The sequence below is a fragment of the Bacillus sp. FJAT-29937 genome, from assembly GCF_001509555.1.
Classification (GTDB): Bacteria; Bacillota; Bacilli; order Bacillales; family Cytobacillaceae; genus Cytobacillus.
In genome coordinates this window covers 443,201-457,908 of record NZ_LMAS01000002.1, presented here as the reverse complement: position 1 = coordinate 457,908, position 14,708 = coordinate 443,201, and the positions used below count along the sequence as shown (strand labels likewise).

14 protein-coding genes are annotated in these 14,708 nt (G+C 37.8%); 3 read left to right on the top strand and 11 right to left on the bottom strand.

Features of this window, described 5'->3' with window-relative positions; all coding sequences use genetic code 11:
• Nucleotides 1–25: 25 nt before the first annotated feature.
• From AR328_RS05935 to AR328_RS05890, 11 genes are all read right to left on the bottom strand, one after another.
• Nucleotides 26–796, bottom strand: a complete 771-nt coding sequence (locus tag AR328_RS05935; RefSeq protein WP_066291646.1) for an aspartate/glutamate racemase family protein — start codon at nt 794–796, stop codon at nt 26–28.
• 136 nt (nt 797–932) lie between these two features.
• Nucleotides 933–2,060 carry a M24 family metallopeptidase gene (locus tag AR328_RS05930; RefSeq protein ID WP_231734763.1) on the bottom strand — a complete coding sequence of 376 codons (1,128 nt, stop codon included), beginning with the start codon at nt 2,058–2,060 and terminating at the stop codon, nt 933–935.
• An 83-nt stretch (nt 2,061–2,143) separates the two neighbouring features.
• Entirely contained in the window at nt 2,144–2,479 is a 336-nt protein-coding gene (locus AR328_RS05925) for a cupin domain-containing protein (RefSeq protein WP_066291643.1), read from the bottom strand.
• Entirely contained in the window at nt 2,480–2,626 is a 147-nt protein-coding gene (locus AR328_RS22500; RefSeq protein ID WP_156422649.1) for a hypothetical protein, read from the bottom strand.
• Nucleotides 2,627–2,689: 63 nt separating this feature from the next.
• Nucleotides 2,690–3,232: a cupin domain-containing protein gene (locus tag AR328_RS05920; protein ID WP_066291639.1), complete on the bottom strand. Its 543-nt coding sequence runs from the start codon at nt 3,230–3,232 to the stop codon at nt 2,690–2,692.
• Between the two features lie 466 nt (nt 3,233–3,698).
• Nucleotides 3,699–4,139, bottom strand: coding sequence for a DUF3830 family protein (locus AR328_RS05915; protein WP_066291636.1), 441 nt, complete (start codon nt 4,137–4,139; stop codon nt 3,699–3,701).
• A 152-nt stretch (nt 4,140–4,291) separates the two neighbouring features.
• Nucleotides 4,292–5,947 carry a hydantoinase B/oxoprolinase family protein gene (locus AR328_RS05910; RefSeq protein WP_066291634.1) on the bottom strand — a complete coding sequence of 552 codons (1,656 nt, stop codon included), beginning with the start codon at nt 5,945–5,947 and terminating at the stop codon, nt 4,292–4,294.
• Entirely contained in the window at nt 5,944–7,980 is a 2,037-nt protein-coding gene (locus AR328_RS05905) for a hydantoinase/oxoprolinase family protein (protein ID WP_066291633.1), read from the bottom strand. The genes AR328_RS05910 and AR328_RS05905 overlap by 4 nt, the downstream gene beginning before the upstream one ends.
• Before the next feature lie 141 nt (nt 7,981–8,121).
• Nucleotides 8,122–8,667 carry a helix-turn-helix domain-containing protein gene (locus tag AR328_RS05900; protein WP_066291631.1) on the bottom strand — a complete coding sequence of 182 codons (546 nt, stop codon included), beginning with the start codon at nt 8,665–8,667 and terminating at the stop codon, nt 8,122–8,124.
• A 222-nt stretch (nt 8,668–8,889) separates the two neighbouring features.
• Nucleotides 8,890–9,309 (bottom strand): arsenate reductase (thioredoxin), encoded by a 420-nt coding sequence (gene arsC, locus AR328_RS05895; protein ID WP_066291629.1) that lies wholly within the window; start codon nt 9,307–9,309, stop codon nt 8,890–8,892.
• A gap of 12 nt (nt 9,310–9,321) precedes the next feature.
• On the bottom strand, nt 9,322–10,620 hold the full coding sequence (locus AR328_RS05890) for an arsenic transporter (protein WP_066291623.1): 1,299 nt from the start codon (nt 10,618–10,620) through the stop codon (nt 9,322–9,324).
• Nucleotides 10,621–10,805: 185 nt separating this feature from the next.
• Here AR328_RS05890 and AR328_RS05885 point away from each other — a divergent pair, with 185 nt between their 5' ends.
• From AR328_RS05885 to AR328_RS05875, 3 genes are all read left to right on the top strand, one after another.
• Complete coding sequence (locus AR328_RS05885) at nt 10,806–11,855, top strand: flavin-containing monooxygenase (protein WP_066291958.1); 1,050 nt, start codon at nt 10,806–10,808, stop codon at nt 11,853–11,855.
• Nucleotides 11,856–11,959: 104 nt separating this feature from the next.
• Entirely contained in the window at nt 11,960–13,192 is a 1,233-nt protein-coding gene (locus AR328_RS05880) for a Zn-dependent hydrolase (protein ID WP_066291621.1), read from the top strand.
• Nucleotides 13,193–13,756: 564 nt separating this feature from the next.
• Complete coding sequence (locus tag AR328_RS05875; RefSeq protein ID WP_066291618.1) at nt 13,757–14,626, top strand: alpha/beta hydrolase; 870 nt, start codon at nt 13,757–13,759, stop codon at nt 14,624–14,626.
• Nucleotides 14,627–14,708 lie beyond the last annotated feature (82 nt).

Below are 14,708 nucleotides of genomic sequence, written 5' to 3'. Positions count from 1 at the left end.
AACTCCATTCATACTGATACTTTCCCTATTTATTCATTGTAGTTGATTTAAATAAATTGAAACTTTCCACCTCTTTAGCCGGTGGTGACTGATATCCTACTTTTTTGCTGTGGGTCCAATCCATATTTTGCTTTAACTCTACCAAGAATTCAGCGTATTTAAGCGGCGACAAACTGGCATCAATAACAGGAACACCCAGCTCTTTTTGCAGAACATCAAAAAATCCGAATTCAGCTGTACACCCTAACACAATTACATCTGCACCATCTTCATTGATTGCTTCAAGTGCCGCAGTTCTTATTCTTCTTTTTGTTTCCTCATGATCCTTTTGGAAGTCATGTACACCTAACTCAAGGGACTTAAATGATGCCAACTTGCTTCCAAAACCGTATTTATGAACATTCTCTTTCATTTCGGGAATCCATTTTTGTTGGCCAACAATAATAGAAAAATTCTCACCTAATGTTGTAGCGACATGCAAGGCAGCCTCTGCAGGAGCCGTTATCACCATTTTTTCAGAAACTTCACGGCAAGCCCTTATAGCGGGGTCATAAAAACAACCAATAATCGCAGCATCATATCCCTCTTCTTCTGCTTTCTTTACAGTTCTTATTATTTCGGGGATGACCATTGCCTCATAACAGTTATACTCAAGATGGGTTGGGCCTTCACCAGGTGCAAATGAAATAACATCTACTATTGTTTCTGGACTTTTATATCGTTCAAATTGGGTCCTGAATTCTTCATCATAGATATCGGTATGCAAAGGGTTAATAAAGATAATTTTTTTCTTCATATATTTTCATCCTCCCTATAATTTTAATACTCATAATAGTCAGACCATTTGTTTTGTAAATCCTCATATATAAGTTCTAATTGTAACAATTAGTATCCATGATGAGGATTCTGCCTTTTTAAACTTCGTATAAGTTTTACCTATTTACTTGAGCATGTTTTCCAGTACAAATTAAGTCACAAGAGAGATTATTTAATCTTTCGCATCCATCTGATGTAACAACAACTATATCTTCAATACGCACTCCAAAATTACCACTTAAATAAATTCCAGGTTCAATACTTATTACCATTCCCTCTTCTAATAGTTGAGAATTGTTAAAAGTAACATATGGTTCTTCATGTACATCAATCCCTAAACCATGTCCAGTTCGATGTGTAAAGTAGTCGCCATAACCTGCTTCACTAATAATATTTCTTGCAACCTTATCAATTTGTTTTAATGGTACTCCAGGTTTTACAGCTTTTATTGCTTCATCCTTCGCCATTTTGACAGTTTGATAGACTTTTTTCATTTCTTCAGTTGGTTCTTCCCCCACATAAACGGTTCGCGTCATATCAGAGCAATAGTGATCTTTAACTCCACCCATATCAATTACAACCATGTCCCCTGTTTTAATGATGTTGTCCCCCGATTGATGATGTGGAATTGCGCCATTCTTTCCGGCACCAATAATTGGTTTAAAGGAGAGTTGGTCGACATTATTCAACGCAAAAAGCCGTTTGATTTCTTCAGATACCTCCTTTTCAGTAAGCCCAGGCCTAATATAACCAATTACCTCATTCAAAACTTTATCAGCAATAGCCCCTGATTTCTTAAGTAAGTCAATCTCCTCCTTATCTTTATATAATCTTAATGAACCTATCACCTCTGTACTATCAACAAAAGAGAGTTGTTCATTTAAGTTCATTAGTTGAATTAAGTTTTGGCTTGGCCAAAGATTATCAATCGCTACAGTACCCCTATCAGGTAGAATTTTCAGTAAATGTTCAAGCGATTTTTCCCCATCTTTCCAAAAAACAGTTTGATATAACCCTTTTATTTTTATTTCCTCTTTCGACATTTCATGGATAATCATTGTCGGTTCCCCTGTTTCGGGAATAACAATTGCTTGTAACCGTTCATGTGAATCAATCCAGGTTCCGCTAAAATAGAAAAAATTTGATGGGTAGGTTACTACTACTGATTTTAAACCCAACTTACTCAATAATTCCCTAGCTTTGGTAATCCTCTTTTTGTACGGCATATCACTTTCACCTTCCATCCAAATATTTTAATCCCCAACTATCAAATAAAATTATAGGGATTATTAAGAAAAACTAAGTACTTTTCTTCAAAACTATCTTTTTATCGTTTAACGAGGGAAAAAACTATTTCACAGTCTTCTTCCCTATCATTAAGGGCCCAATGCTCTTCTTTATTTGGGATAAAGTAGGCTTGGCCGGAAGAAACTCTCTGTTCTTCCCCTCCGCTCATTATTAATAAAGACCCTTTTATAACAATTCCGTATTCGTCTTGTTCATGAGACCCCGTTCCTTCATTTGGAATGCGGCCACCCGGTGGAAATGTCACTGTGCCAAACAATGTCCTTCCGCCTTCTTCAATTGATTCATCAAATATCGTTTTCAATGTTGCGCCTGAACGCTTTTCTCCATCTATGTCTTTTAATCTAGTAGCCTTCAATTATCCTTCCTCCAATCCTTTACTTTTTGTAAATGCTTTTGCACTTAGTGCGCTTAGGTCAAGAGTGACACCATAATCGCTGTCAGCCTGTTTAAGTGTGATAAATTCATTTTTAACATAAATCACAACTTCTACAGGTCTATTCAATGGATCTCCATATTCCCCCCTAATTTATCCTCCTTTTCCTACAAAATAGTAAATTAATAGAGATTAGAATAATACCGGAGTTACAACTGCCAAAACACTAACATCTTTATTAGTAGGATTGGTCATTGTATGTGGGATATTAGAAGGGAAATGAATAGAGTCCCCTGCTTTTACAACATATTCCTTTTCTTCTATTTCAACAATTAGAGTACCATCAAGGACATAGTAAAACTCTTCCCCTGGATGACTATTTTTTTTATCATCAAGTTGGCCGGGTGGAAACTTTACTAGTAAAGGCTCAATGGTTCTTCCTAAAAACTCTCCACCTAATCTTACATATTGATTACCAGTTCCCTGAATTTGAAAAGGTTTTTGGTCTTCTACCTTTATCAGGTGATTATTAGTAGTAAAGTCTTCAAAAAAAATTGTAATAGGCACCTTTAAGGAATCCGCAATTTTTTTTAATGAAGTTATCGCAATTGACGAAGCACCCCTTTCTACTTGCGAAAGGAAGCTTACAGATAAGTCAGTTTTTTCACTTAAATCTTTCAAGGTTAAGCCCATTTCAATACGTATTTCTTTAATTTTTCTTGATACCTCTTCCATATCCAGGACCTCCAACTTACTCATGTTGTAATTTTGTTACTTACTACATTACCAACCGAAGGCAGGTAGTTATATCTATTTATTATCTTTGTTTTCTCCAAATAACTTTCAAATAAATATTCATTTTCTTTAATTGTAATTCTCCCTATGTATTATTTAATTCATCGTTTTAGGTATTTCTCATAAATAATTTGCTAATGTTTGAAGAAAAGAACGGGTTAAAGTTCAAAAAATGCAGTAACACTTTATTTATTTAAATATTACCATAACTCTAAATAAATATATAGATAATTCAAAAAAATATTTTTTTGGCAAAAACTACTTATGAATACAAAAAAACTCCTGCACGGAAATTGCGCATTATTACGCAATTTCAAACAAAAGGTGGTTTTTAGCTTTTCATCTCCCATTGAAACTGAATACTTAGCAATTTTAATAGTTGTTTTTTAAACGAGATTTACCTAGCTTAGTCTTCCAATCTCTCAATATAAATCTTCTCTTTCCCTTCAAGCCAAATTCGTTCGCCAATTTGTACAAGTTTGTCAAATTCCGAATAGTCGACTTGTGCAATAACGTTAACAGGCTCACTGCCTTTGTGGCTTCTTGCTAGCTCTGCACCATAGTAAATGGCTAAAGCTTGGGGGATGGTGCCATTCTCTTCCCAGTTCCAATCCCGCCAATAACACACTTCCCCAAGACTAGTATAGATGGTCTGGTTTTCTCTTGGCGGTAAGTCTTGTTCGTTATAGGTAAAATTGAATTCCCTGCCTGACCATCTGGATTGGGTAACGATACTTTCTAATGGAAGTGCATTCCAAATTTTCTCACACGTTAATGGGGCTTTCTCCTCCAGCAAGGTTGCCGAAACTTCTCCCCCACCTTCAAACCGAAATCTTATTCTTTTCAACGCTGCTGCACATCCTCTAAGTTTATATTTAAAATAAATTCCGAGATGCCGGTCTTAACTAGGCGAAAATAGGGAAGGCATTCTTTTAAGAATATCCTTCCCATTTCCACCATGAGTTCAAGGTGTATATTCTTTACTCGCTGTTTTTTTGTTTATTTTCCTGTAACATATTCATTTCTTAAATCTTTTTCAAAATCCCCATAAGATCTTTCGGACGGATCCCCAAAGCCACCGCCACCCCCGGTCATGACTTTGACGATATCGCCTTTGCGTACTTTTCTTCCGTTTACCTTTAGTAAATGGTCAACCTCTTCTCCTGAAATAATTTCTACATCAGGCTTTGCGCCAGGCAGGCCACCGAATAGTCCCCAAGCCGGAGTTTTGGATCTTTCAAACCATAAAGAAACTGCCGCATCTTCACTAAGAATCTCATACTCTCTTACAACTCCAAGTCCTCCGCGATACTGGCCGGCTCCGCCAGAGTTTTGTCTTAATCCATATTGATTGATTCTGATCGGATACTTTGACTCAAATACTTCAATTGGCAAGTTTTTGAAGTCCCCGCTCACATGGTTAATTAATGCAGATTGGCCATCACCAGAATGGAATGCACCCCATCCTCCAGCAGTCGCTTCTACACTTAAAAATGACTCATTAGTATTCTCATCTATTCCTGCAAATGTAACTACCATTGAATCCCCATAGTGTGCTCCAGCAGCCTTATCCTTCATGACAGGTGATAAAGCTTTAATAATTAAATCAATCAATATGCCTAGCGGAGTAAAATACCAGCCGCATGGCGCAGGCTCTACTGCATGGAAGATCGTTGCTTCTGGAGCAATAACCGTCATTGTTTTAAAGTTCCCGCCAGTTACAGGAGAATTTGGACTAATTAAATCTTTAAATGCCACACGGCAGGCTGAAATCGTCTGTGCATAGCCGCAGTTCGTTTGTCCGAAGCGCTGCTTGCTAGAGCCTGTAAGATCAATCGTAATATAATCGCCCTCAACCTTTACTTGAACCTTTACAAGAATCGGTTCATCCTTGACCCCATCATTATCCAAGTATCCTTCTGCCTCATAGACGCCGTCCGGAATATTACGAATAACACTTCTATCCATTTCTTCGGATTGTTTAAAAATGTCATGAATACAGCGATTAATTCGGTCGATGCCAAAGCGGATAATTAATTCCTTGAATCTTTTTTCACCTGTCCGGCAGGCTGCAATTTGCGCATTTAAATCTCCCAATGCAGCTTCGCGGAAACGGTTATTCGAAACAATTAAGCGGATTACATCTTCGATTGGCTTCCCTTGATCATAAATTTTAGTAGGAGGAATTCGGATACCCTCTTGATAAATACTTGTTGCATCCATCGGATACCCAGGATCCTTCGAGCCGATATCTAACCAGTGGGCACGGTTAGCTGTAAAGCCAACAAGCTCACCTTCGAAGAAAATTGGAGAGAAAACCGTAACATCATTTAAATGTGTTCCGCCAATATAGGAATCATTTAAAATATAGACATCTCCATCCTTATAGTTTTCAATTCCGCCAATTACATTTGTTGTTACCTTTATACATTCATCAATATTTCCGAGAAATATAGGCAATCCGGCAGACTGTCCTAATAGCTCTACATCACGGTTAAAAATACAAACACTGCAATCCTTCATTTCATAAATAATCGGTGAAAATGCGCTTCTCGCAAGACTTGCGTTCATTTCATCTGCAGCCGAGATGAGGGCATTCCTGACAATTTCCGTTGTGACTGGATTTTCTAAATATACTGGTGTTTGAGTGCTCATACCAAAACCTCCTGTTCAGCTGTTTCTTTCACAATTTCAATATTCTGATATTCATCAATGCGAATATAGTGTTTTGGCGGTATAACTAATGTTGAGTTTTTATCTTCAACAACCGCTGGCCCACTGAAATAGTTCCCATTAGCTAGCTCTTCTGTTGAATATACATTTGTTTCTTCTTCAACATTATTCCAAACTACATTTCGTTTTGATGATGGCACCGCTTGTTTTTCAGATCGTTCGCCCGACTTCACATATTCTACCTTTTCAAGATCTCCAAAGGCTGTAGCACGAAGGTTCACGATCTCTATTGACCCCTTCGGATTATTATGTCCGTAAATATCTAAATGGGCTTTATGGAAGTCCTCTTCGATTTTCTTAAGATTATTTGTTTCGTTTAATATATTGACCGTATATTCCTGACCAGCATAGCGGACATCGATGCTATTTTGGAAACGAATATGCTCGGTTTGAATGTTCTGCTGATTTAATACTGCAATGCTTTCCTGCTTCATTTCCTTATATAAGGATTCAAGCTGGCTAAAATTCACTTCTTTGATGCTAGATACATAGTTTCGCACTGTATCAAAGCGGATATCTGTTTGCAGCATGCCCCATGCAGAGAATGTTCCGGATACGCTCGGTACAAATACTTTCTTCATATCTAAGAGATCTGCAATTAACACAGCATGCATTGGTCCTGCACCGCCAAATGCAACTAATGTAAAGTCACGAGGGTCAATTCCGCGCTTAACCGTTAATGTACGAATGGCATCTGCCATTTTCGCATTCGCAATATCACAAATTCCTTCAGCTGTTTCTTGAACAGAAAGTCCAATTTGATCAGCAACCGATTTCACTGCTTCAATCGCCGCTTGTTTATCAAGCTTGATGTCGCCGCCTAAGAAGTTATTTTCATCAATACGGCCCAGTACTAAATTCGCATCTGTCACAGTCGGCTGTTTTCCGCCTTGTCCATAACAAGCCGGCCCTGGTGAGGAGCCTGCACTTTTTGGTCCGACACGCAATCCGCTTGCCTCTACCCATGCAATGGATCCGCCGCCTGCTCCAATCGTATGGATATTAACCATAGGTGATAAAATCGGGAAGCCTTCCATATGAATTTCAGCTGTAATGTCTGGCTGTCCATCAATTATCATACTTACATCAAAGCTTGTTCCGCCCATATCTACACAAATTAAATTTGGATCGCCTGTCAGCTTTGTTAAATTCATTCCGCCAATCGTTCCGCCTACCGGTCCAGACATAAGTGTCTGCAATGGAAGACGCTGAGCAATCTTGGAAGTCATAACCCCTCCATTAGACTGCATAATGTAAATATCTTTTTTGAAGCCTCTCTTTTCTACTTCCTTCTCTAAAATATTTAAGTATTTTTTTACGATAGGAGCGATATATGCATTGATAACCGTTGTACTAACACGCTCATATTCTCTCCACTCACGGGCAATATCGCTGGAAAGCGAGACCGGAATATCAAGCTCTTTTTCGATGATGCTGCGAATTTTTTCTTCGTGATTTGGATTACGGTAAGCGTGCATTAAGCACACAGCCACTGCATCATAGTTTTTATCTTTTAATTGGCCTATAATTTGCTGCAGGTTTTCTTCATCTAGCGGTGTCACGACAGAGCCGTCAAATGTCACTCTTTCTTGAATTTCATAAATATGCTCCCGCTCCACTAAAGTAGCTGGCTTATTGAACTGAATATTGTACATTTCAGTTCGGTTTGCCCTGCCGATTTCATACACATCTCTAAATCCTTTCGTTACTATAAGGGCTACATTTGCACCCTTTCTTTCAAGGAAAGCATTTAATCCAGATGTTGTTCCATGAACAAAATATTCGATTTCTGATAAATCCCCTACATAATGACTTATAGCCTCTAAAACACCTTCAGCTAGATTATGCGGAGTTGTTAAAGTTTTTTTCGTATGATAGACATTTTTCAGACGATCAAACACAACCAAATCTGTAAAAGTACCTCCAATATCTACTCCAAGACGATAACGCGACATTCATGTTTCCTCCCCTTCTAGTACAGTTATAAGATTAAATGTTGTTGTAAACCTTTTCAAAAAAATATTAGACAATTGTCGTTAACTAATGCTCCTGAATGACGGGACATTCCTCCCTTCAAATTAGGTTATCTATTTTATTTAGTTAAAAATAACTGGAGTGATAACCGAAAGAAGTATCGTTTCTTGATCAAGCGGATTCTCCCACATATGGGGCAGTGTGGACGGAAAATGGACAGCTTCTCCCTCACGCAAAAAGTAAACATTCTGATCAACGGTAATTAACAATGCACCCTTTAGGACATAATAAAATTCTTCCCCCGGATGCCTAGCCATTTCTATATCCCTTTGATGCGGTTGCATTGTTACTAGAAAAGGCTCTATCTTTCTGTCAGTGAAATTATTGCTGAGCCGAATAAAAGTAGAATCAGAGCTTTCTATCTTAAAAGATTTTTGATCTTCCTTTTTAACTGCATAATTTAAATTCTCTGGCTCCTCAAAAAAATGAATCATCTTTACTCCAAATGCATCAGCAATTTTTTTTAATGACGTGATAGCAAGTGAAGATGTTCCTCTTTCTATTTGTGATAAAAAACTAACGGAAAGGTCCGTCTTTTCACTCAGCTCTTTTAATGTCATTCCCTGTTCAAATCGTAATTGCTTAATTTTTTCAAAAATTTCCTTCATTACTAAATCCCTTTCTATAAATGAAGAATTTTTACTACTGTACTGTAATTGTTTATGATTTTATCATAATTTTTTATGTTGTAAATGAATTTTTAAAATATTTTTTATTTTATGATATTGTTTAATATTTAACATTTTCCTAATATAATAGTTTCAATTCTTATTACTGACCTCTATAAAATAAAAAACGCACCTATTAGATAGGTGCAATTAAACTAATTATTATTCTCCAGTTTTAGCAAACCTCTTAACCTTCATCCCTATTTCATCACGAACCCGCTGAAAAAACGCCCATTTTTCATCATCAGACCCTTCCGCTTTTGCTGGATCATCAAATCCCCAATGTTCACGTTTTACATGTGGCGGCATCACTGGGCATTTATCTGCAGCATCTCCACATAAAGTGACGACTAAATCAGCCTTGCTAAGAATCCCCGAATCTATGATATCTGATGTTTGATTAGAAATATCAATTCCTGCTTCAGCCATAGCTTTTACAGCATTGGGGTTTAGACCATGGGCTTCAATCCCTGCACTATAAACATTCCATTCATCAGCTAAATATTTCTTAGCCCAGCCCTCTGCCATTTGGCTTCGGCAGGAGTTGCCTGTACATAGAAAATAAATTGTTTTTTTCATTATTTAACTCCTTTTTTAGTGAATAAATAGCAGCCATACATATAAACCAGCAAGTGTAACAAATAATGTCGGAATCGTTAAGACAATCCCCGCTTTAAAATACGTTCCCCATGAGATTTTTACACCTTTTAAGGAAAGAACATGCAGCCATAATAAGGTGGCTAGAGAACCAATGGGTGTAATTTTTGGACCTAAGTCCGAACCAATGACATTGGCATAAATGAGTGCTTCTCTCATGACTCCCGTTGTATTTGTGTCTGAAATCGCTAAAGCATCAATCATCACGGTAGGTAAATTATTCATCACAGATGAAAGCAGCGCAGCAATCAACCCCATCCCGATTGTCGCAGCTAATAGTCCTTGATCAGCAGCTGATTGAATAATATCCGCTAAAATATTTGTTAACCCAACATTTCGCAAGCCATAAACAACCACATACATTCCAATTGAGAAAAAGACAATAGCCCAAGGAGCCCCTTTCATGACAGTCCTTGTATTCACTGCATGGCTCCTTCTTGCCATAAATAGGAAGAAAACAGCTACAACCCCAGCAATGATAGAGACTGGAATTCCAGTAAATTCACTAGCAAAATACCCCATAAGGAGGACTGCCAGTACATACCATGACAATAGAAACATTTTTTCGTCCCGTATTGCTTCTACTGGTTTTTTAAGATCCGATAAGTCGTAGTTCTTTGGAATGCTCTTACGAAAGAAAAGATATAATACCAAAATACTAGAAGCAAGAGAAAAGAAGTTTGGGATAATCATTCTTGATGCAAATTCATTAAATCCGATTCCAAAATAATCGGCAGATACGATATTAACAAGATTACTAACAACTAAGGGAAGCGATGTTGTATCTGCAATGAATCCACTGGCTATGATAAACGGAAAAACCATTTTTTCATTAAATTGCAGATTTCGGACCATCGATAATACAATAGGTGTGAGGATAAGCGCAGTTCCGTCATTAGTAAATAATGCGGAAACAATAGCACCTAGAATGGTGATATATACAAACATTCTTATCCCATTTCCCTTTGCTGCTCTCGCCATATTTAAGGCCGCCCATTCAAAAAATCCTATTTCATCTAAAATAAGCGATATAATTATAATGGCAATTAACGTTAATGTGGCATTCCAAACAATTAATATTACATCTATGAAATCATGAAAGTCCACGACTCCGATAATAAGTGCCAGCACAGCTCCTCCGCAAGCCGACCAGCCAATCCCTAATCCTCTCGGCTGCCAAATAACTAAGGTTAATGTGGTCAAAAAGATGATACTTGCTAAAATAATTGAAAACATCGTGAACCCCCAACTATCTCTATTTACCTCCATCAGTATAAAGGCAGACTCCAGCATGTTCAATACGAAATTATCTTTGAAGTCAATGTCCTATTCCAAATGAATTTTATTGACAAATTTCCCCTTCATACACACAATACATACATGAACATATACTCATATATAAAATTGGGGTGTCTAAATTAATTTACGATGTGTTAATTATCGGAGCTGGTCAGGCCGGCTTATCTATGGGATACTATTTAAAAAAATCCTCCTTGTCCTTCCTTATTATTGATAATCATAAGCGTGTCGGTGACGTATGGAGAAATAGATATGATTCCCTTGTCTTGTTTACCCCACGTTCTTATAGTTCCTTACATGGCAAAACGATGGAGGGGGATCCAGATGGGTTTCCTTCTAAGTATGAAGTAGCTGATTATTTAGAGAAGTATGCTGAAACTTTTCAATTGCCCATACAGCTTGATACAAAAGTTCAACAAGTATATAAAACAGATAAATATTTTAATATTGTTACTCAAAACTCTACTCTTCAAGCAAAGAAAGTGGTTATGGCAACAGGTCCCTTTCACCATCCAAGAATTCCTGCTTTTTCAAACGAACTTCAAGAAGATATCATCCAGCTACACTCTTCCGAATATAAAAATCCTGCCCAGCTGAAAGAAGGAAACGTTCTAGTCGTCGGAGGTGGTAATTCCGGTGCGCAAATTGCTGTTGAACTTTCCGAAACCCACCCTACTTATCTTTCAGTAGGAGCTTCACTGCGCTTCTTCCCTTTAACCTTTGCAAATAAAAGTATATTTTGGTGGTTAGATCAATTAGGAGTATTAAAAGCAAATTCAACTTCTAAAATAGCAAAATGGCTTCGGAAAAAAGGCGATCCTATTTTTGGTCTTGAATTAAAGGAGAAGATTAAATTAGGTAAAGTATCCATGAAAGGAAGAACAATTGGCATTAAACAAAATGAATTTCTATTTGCAGATGATTCCACTTTAAAAATCGATAATATTATTTGGGCTACGGGTTTTGAAACTAATTTTTCCATGCTGGATTTCCCGCAGATTTTTGATGAAAAAGGGAAAATAATACATGAACGAGGAATATCAAATATAGACGGATTGTATTTTCTGGGCCTGCCTTGGCAGCACAGGAGAGGCTCTGCTCTTTTATTAGGGGTTGGCGATGATGCAAAGTTTTTATTCGAAAAAATCATAATGGATTACTCCCTGAACTAAACGCAGCAATCGTGTTGCGTTTTTTCTTTTAGTATCAGTAAATAATAGATATAATCTATGTATTAATCATTCGATCAAATATTACTTTTAATAGGAGATACATTATGGACTTGAGAGAACGGTATGAAATACTTTTTAATAAAATGAATCAATACAATTCGGGTGATATCGGTATAACGCGTGTTGCCTATACGAATGAAGAGCAGGCGGGTACCCATGCCTTCATGAGGCTTTGTATGGATGAAAAATTAGATGTTCGCCTTGACCCATGCGGAAACTTAATTGCCAGAAGAGAAGGAAAAATAAAAGGCCTTCCTCCAATTGTGATAGGGTCTCACTTAGATACTGTGTATCAAGGCGGAAAATATGACGGTTTAGTTGGTGTAACAGCGGGATTAGAGGTAATTTCGCGTTTAAATGAGAAGGGGATCGTGACAGATCACCCGATTGAAGTTGTTTCTTTCGCTTGTGAGGAATCCTCCCGATTTGGTGTTTCTACTTTTGGGAGTAAGGCAATGGCAGGCCTCCTAGATAAAGAAAAATACAGGCATCTGAAAGACCGCGATGGTATTACGATGGAAAAGGCATTAGCTCTATGTGCCCTTGATTTTAATAGTATTGATGAAGCAAGCAGAGCTAACGAGGAATTCAAAGCCTATTTCGAGTTGCATGTGGAGCAAGGTCCCGTTCTCATTAATAATCAGAGAAAAATTGGGATTGTAACTGGGATTGCAGCACCAGCCAGACTCCTTCTAAAAATCTTTGGGAAGGCCTCACATTCAGGTACAACCCCAATGAATATGAGAAAGGACGCTCTCCTCGGTGCTTCCGAAATTGCCTTAGAGCTTGAAAAGGCGGCAATGCTTGAACAATCGTACGGAACTGTTGGAACAGTAGGCGTTTTAGATATTCCTTCAGGAGCGATGAATGTTGTTCCCGGCGAGGTTGAGCTTAAAATTGACATCCGATCTACGTCAACCGAATCAAGAGAACGCGTGTTAAACCATGTCTATGAAACGATTGCCTCAGTAAAAGAAAAGAGACAGCTAGAGATCGAAAGTAATGTGATTAGTTTAGAGGAGCCCGTTATTCTTTCCGAAGAACTTGTAGATGAGTTCAGGAACATCTGTGATCGCAAAGATCTATCATATGAGGTCATGCAGAGTGGTGCAGGCCATGATGCGATGAACATGACAAGACTAGGTCCAGTTGGGCTAATTTTTGTACCATCTGTTGATGGACTAAGTCATCATCCTGATGAATACACAGATCTAGACGACATTTTATTAGGAATAGATGTTTTAGAAGAAGCAGTTATTCAGTATGCCAAAGCTTAACTTCAGTGATTGAATGTAGTGAGTGATAAGAAAAACGAAGGTATTATCTAGAATCTTTTGGATGGTGCCTTCGTTTTTTATAGGTAGTATTTTCAACTACACTTGCTAAATCTTTTACCATGAAGCATTCATAGTTAGCGTTTTGGTACTAACCCGGCCGAAACCATCACTATGGAGCGTTCATAGTTAGCGTATTCGGGCTAATCTAGACAAAACACGCTCTATGAGGCTCCCATAGTTAGCGTTTCCATACTATCCCAACCAAAACACGCACTATGAGGCTCCCATAGTTAGCGTTTTCATACTATCCCAACCAAAACACCCACTATGAAGCCCCCATAGTTAGCATTTTCATACTACATCAACTAAAACACGCACCATGAAATGCCCTTTTAATTAATAACATCCAAAACAGTTAAATAGGTATCCTGCTGTTTCTACTCCCACCCATTTCCAGTACGGTCTAAATGACCATTTCTCCTCTTTTTGGTATACTATATATCGTTAATTCACATACGAATACTATCCAAAGACACCAACTAGAATGGACGTGAATCATTACCAATGAAAACAGTTATTTATAAAGAAGAAGCCGGCTATGAGCTTAAAGCCGATTTCCATGAAACGGATCGAGAAAATGCACCTGTTGTCGTATATATTCATGGGGGCGGTCTCCTATGGGGCACAAGAAAAGAACTTACTGCTGAAATGATTCAGCTTTATACAGATAATGGCTTTGCCGTGTTCTCTATTGATTACAGACTTGCTCCTGAAACAAAGCTATCGGGCATCATTGATGATGTACAAGATGCACTGAACTGGATAAAATCTGAGGGCCGTAATCAATTCTCAATTGATCCGGATAGAATAGCAGTAATAGGCGGATCAGCTGGCGGATTTCTAGCACTGACTACCGGTACACTTTCTAACAAGCCGCGTGCAATCGTATCCTTCTATGGATATGGAGATATAGGGGCTAATTGGGCTACATCCCCTAACAGCTACTACCTCCAAAAAGATAGAGTACCAAAAGAAATGGCCGATCAACTCGTATCCAATCAAATAATTACAGAAGCTTCTATTCAACCCCGGTTTCTATTATATTTATATGCTAGACAAACTGGAGAATGGATCCAAAATGTTACGGGGGTAAACCCGATTATGAATAAAGAGGAAATTCAAAAGTATTCCCCGATTCATAATATTACTAACGAATATCCGCCTACATTATTTTTACATGGGACGAAAGATATCGATGTGCCTTACGAACAATCCGTATTTATGCGTGGGGCTTTAGTTAAAGAAGGAATTGAAGCAAAATTAATTACCATCCAAAATGGAGAGCACGTATTCGATAAAGATTTTCACAACCCAACAGTTCAAAATGCACTTAAACAAGTAATTGAATTTCTTCAAGCTCATTTATCTAAATAAGTGACACTTCAACCTTTGGGGATTTTCATCATCTCCGACTATTGGTTTGCTTAAATCTGTTTCTTATATTTTCTGCCTTATA